General features: G+C 36.0%; 12 protein-coding genes. 7 read left to right on the top strand and 5 right to left on the bottom strand.

The features are described from left to right. Positions 1-4: 4 nt before the first annotated feature. From W908_RS02725 to W908_RS02740, 4 genes are all read left to right on the top strand, one after another. Complete coding sequence (locus W908_RS02725; protein WP_053819826.1) at positions 5-1,651, top strand: TonB C-terminal domain-containing protein; 1,647 nt, start codon at positions 5-7, stop codon at positions 1,649-1,651. A 65-nt stretch (positions 1,652-1,716) separates the two neighbouring features. Next, positions 1,717-3,750: a glycine--tRNA ligase subunit beta gene (glyS, locus tag W908_RS02730; protein ID WP_053819827.1), complete on the top strand. Its 2,034-nt coding sequence runs from the start codon at positions 1,717-1,719 to the stop codon at positions 3,748-3,750. A gap of 4 nt (positions 3,751-3,754) precedes the next feature. Next, on the top strand, positions 3,755-4,192 hold the full coding sequence (gene dtd / locus W908_RS02735; RefSeq protein WP_053819828.1) for a D-aminoacyl-tRNA deacylase: 438 nt from the start codon (positions 3,755-3,757) through the stop codon (positions 4,190-4,192). A gap of 1 nt (position 4,193) precedes the next feature. After that, positions 4,194-4,535 carry a Spx/MgsR family RNA polymerase-binding regulatory protein gene (locus W908_RS02740; RefSeq protein ID WP_053819829.1) on the top strand — a complete coding sequence of 114 codons (342 nt, stop codon included), beginning with the start codon at positions 4,194-4,196 and terminating at the stop codon, positions 4,533-4,535. On the opposite strand, the gene trxA is transcribed toward W908_RS02740, so the two are convergent. After that, the gene (trxA, locus tag W908_RS02745; protein WP_053819830.1) at positions 4,532-4,897 is read right to left on the bottom strand and encodes a thioredoxin; all 366 of its coding nucleotides are present in this window, start codon (positions 4,895-4,897) and stop codon (positions 4,532-4,534) included. The genes W908_RS02740 and trxA overlap by 4 nt on opposite strands. A gap of 87 nt (positions 4,898-4,984) precedes the next feature. Here trxA and ruvC point away from each other — a divergent pair, with 87 nt between their 5' ends. Next, on the top strand, positions 4,985-5,455 hold the full coding sequence (gene ruvC, locus W908_RS02750; RefSeq protein WP_020026044.1) for a crossover junction endodeoxyribonuclease RuvC: 471 nt from the start codon (positions 4,985-4,987) through the stop codon (positions 5,453-5,455). Between the two features lie 2 nt (positions 5,456-5,457). Here the strand turns inward: ruvC and W908_RS02755 are convergent, their stop codons facing one another. Next, positions 5,458-6,594, bottom strand: coding sequence for a cation diffusion facilitator family transporter (locus W908_RS02755; protein WP_053819831.1), 1,137 nt, complete (start codon positions 6,592-6,594; stop codon positions 5,458-5,460). A 580-nt stretch (positions 6,595-7,174) separates the two neighbouring features. Here W908_RS02755 and W908_RS02760 point away from each other — a divergent pair. Then, positions 7,175-7,774: a peroxiredoxin gene (locus W908_RS02760; protein ID WP_053819832.1), complete on the top strand. Its 600-nt coding sequence runs from the start codon at positions 7,175-7,177 to the stop codon at positions 7,772-7,774. 10 nt (positions 7,775-7,784) lie between these two features. On the opposite strand, the gene dinG is transcribed toward W908_RS02760, so the two are convergent. From dinG to rlmE, 3 genes are read right to left on the bottom strand one after another with little or no spacing between them, the layout of a single operon-like run. Beyond that, the gene (gene dinG / locus W908_RS02765; protein WP_053819833.1) at positions 7,785-9,842 is read right to left on the bottom strand and encodes an ATP-dependent DNA helicase DinG; all 2,058 of its coding nucleotides are present in this window, start codon (positions 9,840-9,842) and stop codon (positions 7,785-7,787) included. A gap of 8 nt (positions 9,843-9,850) precedes the next feature. Beyond that, a complete protein-coding gene (locus W908_RS02770) occupies positions 9,851-10,822 on the bottom strand; it encodes a polyprenyl synthetase family protein (RefSeq protein WP_053819834.1) in 972 nt (323 codons plus the stop codon). Between the two features lie 6 nt (positions 10,823-10,828). After that, positions 10,829-11,446: a 23S rRNA (uridine(2552)-2'-O)-methyltransferase RlmE gene (gene rlmE / locus W908_RS02775; RefSeq protein WP_082345002.1), complete on the bottom strand. Its 618-nt coding sequence runs from the start codon at positions 11,444-11,446 to the stop codon at positions 10,829-10,831. A gap of 138 nt (positions 11,447-11,584) precedes the next feature. Between rlmE and typA the strand changes: the two genes are divergently transcribed. Then, the gene (gene typA, locus W908_RS02780; RefSeq protein WP_053820775.1) at positions 11,585-13,396 is read left to right on the top strand and encodes a translational GTPase TypA; all 1,812 of its coding nucleotides are present in this window, start codon (positions 11,585-11,587) and stop codon (positions 13,394-13,396) included. The last annotated feature ends 64 nt before the right edge of the window (positions 13,397-13,460 follow it).

A 13,460-nucleotide genomic window follows, 5' to 3' on the forward strand; every position in this document is an offset into this window, starting at 1 on the left:
ATTTATGAATTTTGTGAAAAAGATTGTCAGCTCTATTAGAGACCTGTTTTCTAAAAAGGCTGAGTCTGCATCTCAAAAAAATAACGCTGCAGCTTCAGAAGAAAGTGAAACTTCAAATGAATCGAAGTTTTTAACTCTTTTAAAACAAGTATCAGTCTCTATATACGCCTATCTTAAAAGGTTTCTAATATTTGTCCTTGGTCTTATCAATACAATGATGCAGCCAATGATCAAGATCTCAAAAAAACATCCGATTGCTTTTTGGGCTGCAGTCATTTTGCATGCATCAATTCTGTTTGCGCTTCTTTATGCTAACGTTGAGAAATGGGATACGCCTCAAGTATCTGCAACATCGCAAGCAGCTCCAGTTCAGGCTGTGATGATTGATATGGAGATTATTGAGGCAGAGCAAGATCGCTTAAAGGATGTTGAAAAACAAAAGCAAAAAAAGCTTAAAAATGAGGAAAAGCGTTCTGAAACTGCTAAAAAAGATCAAAAAGTAGCTGAACAAGAGGCCTTAAAAGCGAAGGCTCAAAAAGTTTTTGCAGAGGTTAAGAGGAAGGCTGAAGAAGCAAAAACAAAAGAAGCTGAACAATTAGCTTCCAAGGCTGTTGAAAAAGTTGCTGAAGCTGAAACAAAAGTAAAACTTGAAGAGAAAAAAGCTAAAGAAGCAGCAGCAAAAAGGCTTTTAGAGGAGGCCAAAACGAAGGAAGCTGAAATGCAGGTCTTAGAAGCTGAAAAACAAAAGGCAGCAGCTGAAGCACTTCGCAAAGCTGAAGAGGTCAAAACAAAACTTGCTGAGTTGAAACGTAAAGCCGAAGAAGCAAAAACAAAGGAAGCTGAGTTACTCGCAAAAGAGGCTACGAAAGAAGCTCAAGAGGCTGAGATTCTTGCAAAAGAGGCTGAGATTCTTGCTAAGCAAGCTGAGGAGAAAAGAATAGAGGAAGAGCTTAAAGCAAAAGATGCGGTCAAGGAAGCTGAAAAGCAGGCCGAAGAAAAAGCTAAGGAAGCTGAAATTCTAGCTCAAGAAGTTGCTAAGCAAGTCAAGAAGGCAGAAGAAAAAAGAAAAGCTGAAGAAGAAAAAACTAAATTGGCTGAAGCTAAGCGAAAGACTGAAGAAGAAAAAGCAAAAGAAGCTGAAGAGAAAAGAAGGATAGAGGAAGAGAAAGCTAAAGAAGCTGAAAAAGAGAAAGATGAGGCAACAAAACTTACTGAAGAAGAGCGTATTAAACTTGATGAGCTTGAAGCTGAGAGAACTGCCCAGCAGTTAGCTTTTGAAAATGAACAGTACAATCGCTTATTGACTGAAGAGGTTCAAGCGGAGCAGGATCAAGAAAGGTTGGTTAAGATTGAGGATCAATTAAACACCTTGAAGTCTGCCTATGTTAATAATATTGCTGCACGGGTCAAATCATTCTGGCGTTATCAGGGTGCTGAGGATGATTGGACTGCTGAAGTTTATGTGGTTCAAGATAGAGATGGAACTGTTGTTGCGGTAGACGTTCGAAATGCAAATGTCGATGATAGTAGTAAAGCTAAAGTATTTAAAGACTCTATCAGAAGAGCAGTTTATAAGGCTTCACCGCTTCCAGCTGCTCCAGATGAAGCTGTCTTTGATAAGGAGCTTATTTTCATATTTGGCGTAAATTAACCTAAGTATCCAAGTTTCTTAATCAAACCAAATAATAATCAATACAATAAGCTAAAATATTGGGCATGAAAACGCACGACTTTTTATTGGAGCTTGGCACAGAAGAGCTGCCACCAAAACTTTTATTAAAGCTATCTTATGCCCTTAAGGACAACCTTAGCTCTGAGCTTAAAAAACTTAATATTGGCTTTGATACTATTAAAGCATTTGCAACGCCTAGACGTTTGGCAATAACAATAAGTGCAGTTCAAGGTAAACAGCTTGATCAAATTATCGAAAAGAAGGGGCCTTCAATACAATCACCAGAAATGGCAATAAGTGGCTTTGCTAAATCATGCGGCGTAGACGTAAGCGAACTTGAGAAAAAAGAGTTGGGTGGAAAAGAATATTTCTATTACTCAAAAGAGGAGATAGGCCAGAGTGTTAGCGAACTGTTACCAGAAGCTATTGAAAAATCAATAAAAGATATTCCAATAACTAGAGCGATGAAGTGGGGAAGTTCTGATTATTCGTTTGTAAGACCCGTTCATTGGTTAGTTATTATGCTTGATAAGGATATTGTATCTGCAAAAATAATGGGACTTGAAAGTAATAGGATAACTAAAGGCTTAAGATTTACAGATCCAATTATTGAGCTTAAACATGCAAAGGATTATGAGCAAGTTATGAGTGATAAAGCTCAAATTTTGGTTGACTTTGCAAAGAGAAAAGAGCTTATTCGAGATCAAGTTTTATCTGAAGCTCAAAAAAATAATGCTGAAGTCGTTATTGATGAATCACTCCTTGATGAGGTTTGTGCTCTAGTTGAGTACCCCAGGGCGTTCTCTGGCAGTTTTGATAAGAAGTTTTTGGATATTCCTCAAGAAGCGATTATTTCCGCTATGAAATCACATCAAAAATATTTTCACTTAGTTGACATTCAAGGCCAATTATTGCCATTATTTATCTCTGTTGCCAATATTGAATCAACCAATATTAAGGCAATTGTTGATGGTAATGAAAGGGTTATTCATCCAAGACTAGCAGATTCAGAGTTTTTTTGGAGTCAAGATAAGGCTAAAAAGCTTGAGGAAAGACTACCTGATTTAGATAGCGTGATGTTTATGAAGTCATTAGGCTCTATGGGTCAAAAAGCAAAACGTATTGAAAGCCTTAGCTCACATATTTCTGATTTAGTTGGCTTTGATCAAAAAGCGTCTGCAAGGGCAGGCTTGCTGTCAAAATCTGACTTATTAAGTGAGATGGTTGGTGAATTTGCAGACCTTCAAGGAATTATGGGTGGATACTATGCCACTAATGATGGAGAGACTCAAGCAGTTTCAGTAGCAATCCGAGAGCATTATCAGCCAAGATTTGCGGGTGACAAGGTTCCATCTACCAACGAAGGTCTTGTCGTTGCTATTGCCGATAAGCTAGATACAATTTCAGGCATCTATGGTATTGGACAAGCACCTACTGGCTCTAAAGACCCTTATGCGCTTAGAAGACTTGCTCTGGGTTTGTTAAGAATTCTGCTCGAGGCAAAAATAGAATTAAACCTCAAGTCTCTGATTGATTATTCATTAAACTTACATCTAAAAGAAGTCGATAGATCTTGCGGTGATGATATTTACAGCTTTATGATGGATAGACTGAAAGCTTACTATAAAGATGCAAATATTGATAGTAATGTTTATGAGGCTGTCTTAGCTGTTTCTCCAGAATCCCCTCTTGATTTTCATCTCAGGGTGGAAGCGCTAAATGAATTCACACAAATTGAAAACTCAAAGAGTTTGATAGAAGCAAACAAAAGGATTGCAAATATACTCAAAGATTCTAATGAAAAAAATGAAACACTGAATCCGAAGATATTAATTGATGACTCTGAGATTAAACTTTTTAATGCCAGTGAGTCATTATCTAAAAAACTATCTGGAAGTAAAGACTATCAGGAAGTCATGAAGTCATTAATAGATCTAAAAGACTCAATTGATTCATTCTTTGATAACGTCATGGTTAACACAGACGACGATAAGTTAAAAAGCTCAAGACTGGCTTTAATCAGAAAGATAAGATTATTATTTTTATCTGTTGCAGATATCTCTTATCTCTCATCATAACTAGATGAAGGCCTTAATTCAGAGAGTTAGTTCTTCACATGTTGAGGTTAATGGAAAGGTGGTTGGAGAAATTGATATGGGCCTACTAGTTTTTCTTGGTCTGGAAAAAAAAGATAGTGAACTTGATGCCGATAAAATGATTAGTAAGGTTCTATCATATCGAGTCTTTCCCGATGAAAATCAAAAGATGAACTTAAGTCTCAAAGATATTTCAGGTGATATTTTACTTGTGTCACAGTTTACTCTTGCTGCAGACACAAAGAACGGAACGCGTGCAGGGTTTTCAACTGCAATGCCCCCAAATGAAGCAGAGAATCTATATAACTATTTTGTTGCAAAAACAAGAGCATTTAATCTTAAAACTGAGTGCGGTATTTTTGGTGCAGATATGAGTGTTTCTCTTATTAATGATGGCCCAGTGACATTCTTACTAGAAGTTTAAAATGAATAATTCAATTACTGTATACGGAATAAAAAACTGTGACACTGTCAAAAAGGCTTTGAAGTTTCTTGCAGGTCACTCTATATCCTATCAATTTATTGACTACAGAGAGAGACCAATTTCAGAAAAACAATATGAAGACTTTAAGGATGCTGTTGGCATTGAAGAATTAGTTAATAGAAGGTCCACCACTTACAGATCTTTATCAGAGAAAGAGAAACAAAGTATTGATTTTGAGTTGATATCAAAATATCCAACTCTTATCAAGAGGCCAGTATTAATTAAAAATGATAAAGTTGTTGTTGGTTTTAACGAAAAGAAATATTTGAATTTTTTACTTTAAGCCTGCTTCTGATTTTCAAGTTCTTTTCTGACCTCATCCATGTCAATTGATTTGGCCTTGCTTAATAAATCCTCTAAATCCTTTGCAGTCATTGATCCAGGCTGTGAAAAAATGCCAATAGTTTCTCGAAAAATCATGAGGGTAGGTATTGACCTTATGCCAAAATGTGCTCCAAGTGATTGCTCTTCTTCAGTATTTACTTTAGCAAAAGTTACGCCTTCAATCTTTTCAGAGGCCTCTTTAAATGTTGGAGCGAATTGAAGACAAGGTCCACACCAAGGCGCCCAAAAATCAATAATCACTATTTCATTATTACTAATGGTCTCATCAAAGTTTGATTGAGTAAGTTCAACAACTGACATAAAGCTTTTCTCATAAAAAATTAAAGTGCATTATAACTTTTTTACTAAAATACTGGCTTGTTTTTACTTAGCTGATAGAATAGCTTCATGAAAATACTCGGCATAGATCCTGGCTCAAGAATTACTGGTTTCGGCTTAATAGAGGCTAATAAACTAAAGTTTTCTTACATTAATAGTGGATGCATAAGAACCCAAGGTGATTTAAATGAGAGAATTATTACGATCTATGAAGGCATCAAAGAAATCATCACTAACCACGAAGTAGATATTGTTGCTGTCGAGAGGGTATTCATGAGACCAGATAGACCCAATCCAGATGCTGCAATTAAGTTGGGGCATGCTCGAGGGGCAATCATTTCAGCTGCAGGCGGCAAAGGGATTCCAATTGTTGATTACACAGCAAACCAAATTAAAAAGTCAGTCGTAGGAAGAGGGCATGCATCAAAAGAGCAAGTTTCATTTATGGTTCAGCAGCTTTTGAAGCTTAACAAGGCTCCTCAAGCTGATGCTGGCGATGCTCTTGCGGGAGCTATTTGTCATGCTTATCATGCACTTTAAAGTCAACTAAAGTAGACTTTTACCTCGCCAAAATCTGGAAGTTTTTCTAAGGCTGCACTGAGTTCAGATTTAATATTATTTAACTCTTGATTTTTAAGATAATCAGCTGACAAGAAAAAATCTACTAGTATCTCCCCCTCAAGGTAGTGCAATTGAGTTTTTTCAATGTTGTAATTAACATTTTCAAGCTTTAAAGATTGACTAATAATCTTTAAAGCTTGGGCTCGCTCTGGAAGGTCTTTATATGGGGCTTCTTCTTTTTCCTCATCATTTTCAGGATCTATATGGACGGTAACATCATCGAGCTCTTCGATACACTTCTTTGCAACTCTTTCAACACTAACACTGATAATGTGACCTTCACTCACAGACAAAAACGGGTTAACTTGTACGTGAACATCTGCAGACTTTTTATGGCCAACTTTTCTTGTCCTAAGTGTGTGAACACTGTTAACACCTTTGATTTCTGATAGGGCAACACGAAGTGCTTTTATATCCTCTTGATCAATAGATGTATCAACTAACTCCTTGGTCGCCTCAAATCCTAGTTGCCATCCAATATAAATAATTAAGATTCCAACTATAATTGCAGCAACACTATCAAGGAAAAAATAACCATTTGCAGCACCTATTATTCCAATAACCACCACAATTGAGGAAAAGGCATCAGTTCGATGATGCCAAGCATTTGCTTTAAGTAGGTCTGAATTAATATCTCTGGCAACCTTTACTGTATACCAGTAAAGTGCCTCCTTACTAAGTACAGACAATGCAGCAGCGGCTATAAGCCAGTTTTCATGTCTAAGTTCATTGGGATTTGAGAATCGACCAAAACCCTCAAAGATAATAATAGTTCCTACAATTGCAAGAAAAATACTTAAACCTAAGGTGGCAACAGTTTCAAACCTTTCATGCCCATAAGGGTGGTCTGCATCCGGTGCGTCCCCAGAAAGCTTAGCAGCATACCAGGTGACCCAGTCAGTTAGCAAGTCAGAGAATGAATGAACTCCATCAGCAATTAAAGCACCAGATTGACCAATGAAGCCCAAAATGATTTTGATGATTGAGAGTAAGAAATCAATCAATGCTCCAACAATTGTTACTTTTTGGCTAGCTTTAGTTCGATTATTAGACTGCATTTAGGTCAGTGTTAATAGATTTATTACAACTATTTTAGGTTATCTTGCCCGTATTTATTGACTTCAATAAAAATTATTAATTTTTTTTAAAAAAAAGGTTGCAAACACAAATGAGAATGAGTATCATTATCATTAAATAAGAAATTAAGAAAGTTTGAAATGATTATTAACAAAACTGACTTCCTCAATCTGATGTTTTTTTTTAATCATTTCAACTGTTTCATAATAGCCCTCCGAACTATGATGAAACAAAATATCAAAGGAGATTTTAAATAAGTGATATTTTAATTACCTATAAAAGTTATTTACTTCCTTTAGTAGCTCTATTTGTAATTAATTGGCCCTATGTCTTCCTCCTTACATAGGGCTTTTTTTATAAAAAATTAATTATGAAACTTTGGTATAGCTACAAAATATATTTACTAAAAAAAACGAATCGTTTGAACTTTATATCGATGAGACAGTACGGTATTCCAAAGACAATTATTGGACAAATTATTTTAGATGAAGTAAAAAATGACTTCAATAAAGAATTAGCATCTTACTACAAAAGCCCGAGAACATTAAATAGGAGAGTGCTTTGTGCGTATTGGTTACTAAAGAAGCACCAGATTTTAGTTCATCCGCTATTCTTGCAGATGGAAGTATTGTTGAAAATTTTCAACTATCAAAATTTAAAGGTCAAAAAATAGTACTTTTTTTCTACCCACTAGACTTTACATTTGTTTGTCCTTCTGAGATTTTGGCCCATCACAAAAGAGTCAAAGCTTTTGCTGAGAGAGAAACAATGCTTATTGGAGTCTCAATAGATTCTAAACATACTCATAATGCTTGGCGAAATACTAACATTAATGATGGTGGAATAGGAGTAATAGACTTTCCACTAGTTTCAGATATGAATCATTCAATTATGAGCTCATATGGAATTGAACACCCTGAAGGGACAGCATTAAGAGCATCTTTTTTAATAGATGAGAATTTTGTTGTTCGTCATCAAGTAGTTAATGATCATCCATTAGGTAGGAATGCAGATGAAATGCTCAGAATGGTCGATGCACTTGATTTTCATACTGAAAATGGAGAAGTATGTCCAGCTGGATGGAACAAGGGTGATGAAGGAATCAAAGAAAATGCAGATGGTATTGCAGAATATTTATCAAAAAATGTAAGTAACCTATAGAAAAGTCAACTCACTCAACAATGATTTTAAAATCAGGAAGTGCCTTAAGCAGTAGTTTTCCATAAAATTTCTGGATCAATCTATTGTCAAAAATAGTAATTGTTCCCGTATCAGTCTCAGTTCTAATCAGCCTTCCACAAGCCTGAATCAGCCTCAACGATGCATCTGGAAGTGATATTTCCATAAATGAGTTTCGATTCATAGATTCTAGATAAGACTGGGTAGTCATTTCAATGGGTGAGGTTGGGACGCTAAATCTAAGTTTGGCTATAAATACATGGTTTAAGTAGTCACCTTTAAGATCAACCCCTTCAGCAAAGCTATCTAATCCAAAAATAATACTTCCTTTGCCTTTTTTTCTATTTTCTATATGCCTTTCTAAGATATTTTTTTTACTATATTCGCCTTGTATTAGTAGCTCACAATCAATTGATTTTTCGATTATATCGGCGACACTTTGCATTTGACTATTTGAGGCAAACAAAACTAGAGTTGCAGATTCAGTATCGATTCGATTTTTTAGTGCGAGTGCAACCTCTTCAGTATGATCAAATGAATTTGTTGGACTTGCTTCAATCTTAGCAATTTTAAACTCTACTGAATTATGGTTAAAAGGTGATGCAAGCCTAAGGTATTGATTTTTAGAAGCGTCTAATCCAAGCTGCTGATTGAGTCTATTAAAGCTGCCAAGTGCTGTTAAAGTGGCAGATGTCAGAACCACTCCAGCTGCCTTAGACCATATCATCTGATCAAGTGAGCTTGAGACATCTATTTTTGCAGAATTTAGTTGATAATTATTTTTCCTGTTTGCAAGTCGAGAACGGCTGATCCAATTACTTGAAGGCGGTTTATCTTTATCGGGCATACGATTAAATGTACTGAGAAGAGACAGAATGGAGGATAAATTCTGATTGTTTTGACCAATAATGTTATTTAAGTTATCAGTAGTCGTTTGTTCTATTTTGTTGGCTTTGGTATATTCCTCCCATTGTTCTTTATGCTCATAAAAATCATTGTAGGCAGAGTTGAATAGAATGAATATCTGTTTGGTTTGATTGACGATTTCATTGGGTATCCCAGTTATAGGAAATAGAGACACGTCATCAGAGTAATCTAGATCAGATAGTAAATCAGAGAGCTCATTTAAAGCAGTATCAACCTTCTCAATATAATTATTAGAAGATTTGGATTTTGAGATTTTAATAATTTGATCTATAGCACTATGGCATTGTCGAATCGAGGTCTTCATAAATTCAGTACTTCCACCTTCTGAAAAATGAGATAGAGCTTTTTGCGATAAATGGTGTGCCTCATCAAATACAAAGAGACAATCTTCGACATCTGGAAGAACATTATTGCCATTGATGATATCAGCGAGGACAAGATCATGATTTGCAATAATTACATCAGACTGGGATGCCTTTTTTCTAGCTTTAAAAAAAGAGCAATCATTATAAAATTCACAATTCTTTGAATTGCATGTGAACCTATTGCAAGCAATTTTTTGCCAAAGGCTATTATCTGGAGGACTCTCCAAATCATCGATCTCTCCACTCCATCTGGTTGATGAATAACTATCAGCCATCTCTGAAAGTTCGTCTAAATCACTTTTAGTTGGTTTTTCGTCCCAAAGAAGCGCATCCTCAAACGCATCAGGAGAGTTTGAATTTTCTTCTGTAAGATTGATTAAATTTCTGATGCAGACATATCTAGATCTGCCTTTTGCCAAAGCATATTCGAAATCTACAGAAGAGTATTTTTTTGCCTCAACAATGTCTTTGTTAAGTATTTGTTCTTGAAGAGCAACATTTGCTGATGCAATAATTAGTGTCTTTTTAAGCGTTTTGGCAATCGGTAAACAGCTGACAAGATAAGCCATCGTTTTTCCAGTTCCAGTTGGCGCTTCAACGCAGATAATTGGATTCATATTGGGGTATTCACCCATCAAGGTTTTTGAAATTTCAGCGATCATTTTATTCTGAGATGATCGATTACTATAATTACTCAATTGAGTTTTAGCCCCATCAAAAGAGGTTCGAATCTGCTGTTTAAGTTTTGGAGTCAGCATTAATTGAGCTATGAATTCCTTTCAAGAGAGAGTTCACAAAGCAACCTTAAAGCAGATTTATATTCTGAACTTGGTATTAGGTCTAGGGATTCTATTGCTTTAGCTGACTGCTCTCTGGCTATATTTCGACTGTAATTAAATGCGTCCACATTTAAAAGAATCTCAACAATGCTTTCAATATTAGATGAGTCAGCTTGTTTTATTGCATTGGAGAGCATTTTATTTTTAGAACCGCTAGTTTTCTCTAAAGCGTAAATCATGGGCAATGTCACCTTGCCTTCGGATAAGTCATCCCCAATTTCTTTTCCAATGATTAGTGCGTTAGATTCGTAATCTAACGTGTCATCAATAACTTGAAAAGCATTACCAAGATGCATTCCAAAACTTCCAAGTGCCTCAATGATATTTTGATTTGAACCGGATAAAATCCCAGCTATCTGGCAAGCAGCCTTGAATAAGCACGCTGTCTTTCTTTCAATGACTTGAAAGTATTCAGATTGAGTAACTTTTGCATTTTTTATATTTAATAATTGTAAAACCTCTCCCTCAGAAATCTGATTGGTGGCTTTTGATAAGATTTTCATAATTGCCATTGAGTTTGGTTCAACCATTATTTCAAAGGCTCTTGAATAAAGAAAGTCTCCTACAAGAACGCTGGGTGCATTTCCCCATAACTCATTTGCAGTCTCTTGACCACGACGCGTTGATGATTGGTCAACTACATCGTCATGGAGAAGAGTTGCAGTATGAATAAGCTCAATCACCACTGCCATCGAGTAATGATAATCTCCATCATAATCTGTGGCTTTAGCACACAAAAGAAGTAGCAGTGGCCGTATGCGTTTTCCGCCTGAATTTATTATGTAATGACTCATCTGACTAATGAGGTCAACATTTGTATCTAGCCGATTGACTAAAATCTTATCCATTAGTTCAAGTTCGCTCTTCATGAGCGCTTGTATTTCAGCGAAGTTTTGCATAAAGATTTATTTTAACTGACTTGCTAATAAATATACTTCTTTAGATCTAGGTCGAGAAGCTTTTGGTTTAATTACAGAGACTTTCTTAAATGCTTTTTTAGCATTCTGAACAAATACATCAAAACCGTCACCTTGAAACACTTTGACAACAAAACTTCCACCTGGATTTAAGGTTTTTATGGCCATCTCAATTGCAAGTTCAGCAAGGTACATTGACTTGGGTTGATCAACTGATAATTGTCCACTCATATTAGGCGCCATATCTGATAGAACTACATCTACTTTAGCACCATCGGTCATGACTAATAAGTCATCATAAACTGACTGTTCTGTAAAGTCTCCTTGAAGAAAATCTACACCATCAATTAATTCTAAGGGCAATATATCGCTTGCAATAACTTTGCCTTGAGAGCCAACAAGTTTTGCAGCAACCTGAGACCAGCCACCCGGAGCAGCTCCAAGATCTAAGACCTTATTACCATTTCTAATAATTGCTTTTTTTTCAACGATTTCAAGAAGTTTATAAACAGCTCTAGAGCGATAACCCTCTTTTTGTGCTTTTTTTACAAACTCATCACTTAAATGTTCATGCATCCAGCGACGAGAACTCCCTTTTTTGGCCACAGTCAAAATAATTAGTAATTATTACTTTATTTTATAAGATAAGTCCTTTAACTTAAATTAAATTGATTTCTCATTTATGTTGGGTATGGTTGATTTTTACGGGATAATATGCCATCGATTTTTTTGAAAAAATATATTATGGCAGTCAATTTAAGAAATATTGCAATCATTGCTCACGTAGACCATGGAAAGACTACGCTTGTAGATAAATTACTTTCACAGTCTCAAACCTTTGATGAGCGTTTTCAGGCGACTGATAGGATGATGGATTCAAATGATCTTGAAAAAGAAAGGGGAATTACAATTAGCTCTAAGAACACCGCTATTAAGTGGGGTGACTATAGAATTAATATTGTTGATACTCCCGGACATGCTGATTTTGGTGGTGAGGTGGAGAGAGTTCTCTCAATGGTTGATAGCGTTCTACTTTTAGTGGATGCTACTGACGGCCCAATGCCACAAACAAGATTTGTTACAAAAAAGGCTTTTGAGCAAGGCCTTAATCCTATAGTAGTGATTAATAAAATTGATAGAGATAGCTCAAGACCAGACTGGGTTATTGATCAAGTATTTGAGCTTTTTGATCAGCTTGGCGCTACTGAAGAACAGTTAGATTTTCCCGTTATATATGCCTCAGCACTTGGCGGATATGCTTCTGAAGATGATAGTGTTAGAGATGGAGATATGACTCCAATGTTTGAATTAATTGTCGACAAAGCACCAGCACCAAAAGTTGATATTAATGGCCCATTTCAAATGCAAATAACGTCGTTAGATTATTCTTCATTTGTTGGAGCTATAGGTATTGGAAGAATTGAAAGAGGTATTGCAAAAAAGAATATGCAGAATGTCTTGATTGCGCCAGATGGATCCAAGCGTAACGTAAAAATTGTTCAATTATTAGGATTTAATGGTTTAGATAGGCATGAAGTCAATTCTGCGAATGCAGGGGATATTGTTGGCATTGTGGGAATTGAAAACATATCTATTTCTGATACTATTTGTGATTCATCAAGTGTTGAGGCTTTGCCGCCTCTAAGTGTTGATGAGCCGACAGTAAGTATGGCTTTTAGAGTGAATGATTCCCCTTTCGCAGGCCTAGATGGAAAGTATATAACCTCTAGAAATATCAGAGAAAGGTTAGATAAAGAGCTGATTTATAATGTTGCGCTTAGGGTTGAAAATACGCAGGATTCTTCTGAATTCTTAGTATCAGGAAGAGGAGAGTTGCATCTTTCTATTCTAATAGAAACAATGAGAAGAGAGGGCTTTGAACTTTCAGTCGGAAGACCTCAAGTTATTCTCAAAGAGGTTAATGGAACAATTTGTGAACCTTTTGAAGACCTTACGGTAGATGTTGAGTCAGTTCATCAGGGATCTGTTATGGAAAAACTTGGAGAAAGAAAGGCCGAACTTACCAATATGACTCCTGATGGTAAAGGCCGAGTAAAACTTGACTTTATTATTCCAGCTAGAGGTCTTATAGGTTTTAGGACTGAATTCCTTACTGCAACAACAGGAACGGGATTGATGTATTCATCATTTGACTCTTATAGGCCTCAAAAAGATGGAAAAATTGGTCAAAGAACGAATGGCTCACTTATTTCAATGAATCAGGGAAAATCGGTAGCTTATGCTATATTTAACCTCCAGAAAAGTGGAAAGTTCTTTGTAGGGCATGGAGAAGATATTTATGAAGGAATGGTAGTAGGTATAAACACACGCGATAAAGACCTTGTGATCAATGTCATGAAAGGTAAGCAGCTGACTAATGTGAGGGCATCTGGAACCGATGAGGCAGTTGCCTTGACACCAAAGATTAGTCTTGACTTAGAGCAAGCCCTGGAGTTTATTGATGATGATGAGTTGGTAGAAGTTACTCCTCATAATATTAGAATTCGCAAAAGGTTGTTGACTGAAAATCAAAGAAAACGCTCTAGAAGTTCATAAAGTCTCCACTATTTCTTCATGTGACAACTATATAATGCAATCTTTTTGACCTATTTATATTGTA

The sequence above is a fragment of the Candidatus Pseudothioglobus singularis PS1 genome, assembly GCF_001281385.1.
Classification (GTDB): Bacteria; Pseudomonadota; Gammaproteobacteria; order PS1; family Pseudothioglobaceae; genus Pseudothioglobus; species Pseudothioglobus singularis.

Bases quoted from the DNA above. Each gene is read 5' to 3' on its own strand.
- dtd (WP_053819828.1), top strand. From the start codon at position 3,755: ATGAAGGCCTTAATTCAGAGAGTTAGTTCTTCACATGTTGAGGTTAAT.
- dinG (WP_053819833.1), bottom strand. From the start codon at position 9,842: ATGCTGACTCCAAAACTTAAACAGCAGATTCGAACCTCTTTTGATGGG.
- W908_RS02770 (WP_053819834.1), bottom strand. From the start codon at position 10,822: ATGCAAAACTTCGCTGAAATACAAGCGCTCATGAAGAGCGAACTTGAA.
- W908_RS02755 (WP_053819831.1), bottom strand. From the start codon at position 6,594: ATGCAGTCTAATAATCGAACTAAAGCTAGCCAAAAAGTAACAATTGTT.
- glyS (WP_053819827.1), top strand. From the start codon at position 1,717: ATGAAAACGCACGACTTTTTATTGGAGCTTGGCACAGAAGAGCTGCCA.
- W908_RS02725 (WP_053819826.1), top strand. From the start codon at position 5: ATGAATTTTGTGAAAAAGATTGTCAGCTCTATTAGAGACCTGTTTTCT.
- W908_RS02740 (WP_053819829.1), top strand. From the start codon at position 4,194: ATGAATAATTCAATTACTGTATACGGAATAAAAAACTGTGACACTGTC.
- trxA (WP_053819830.1), bottom strand. From the start codon at position 4,897: ATGTCAGTTGTTGAACTTACTCAATCAAACTTTGATGAGACCATTAGT.
- typA (WP_053820775.1), top strand. From the start codon at position 11,585: ATGGCAGTCAATTTAAGAAATATTGCAATCATTGCTCACGTAGACCAT.
- ruvC (WP_020026044.1), top strand. From the start codon at position 4,985: ATGAAAATACTCGGCATAGATCCTGGCTCAAGAATTACTGGTTTCGGC.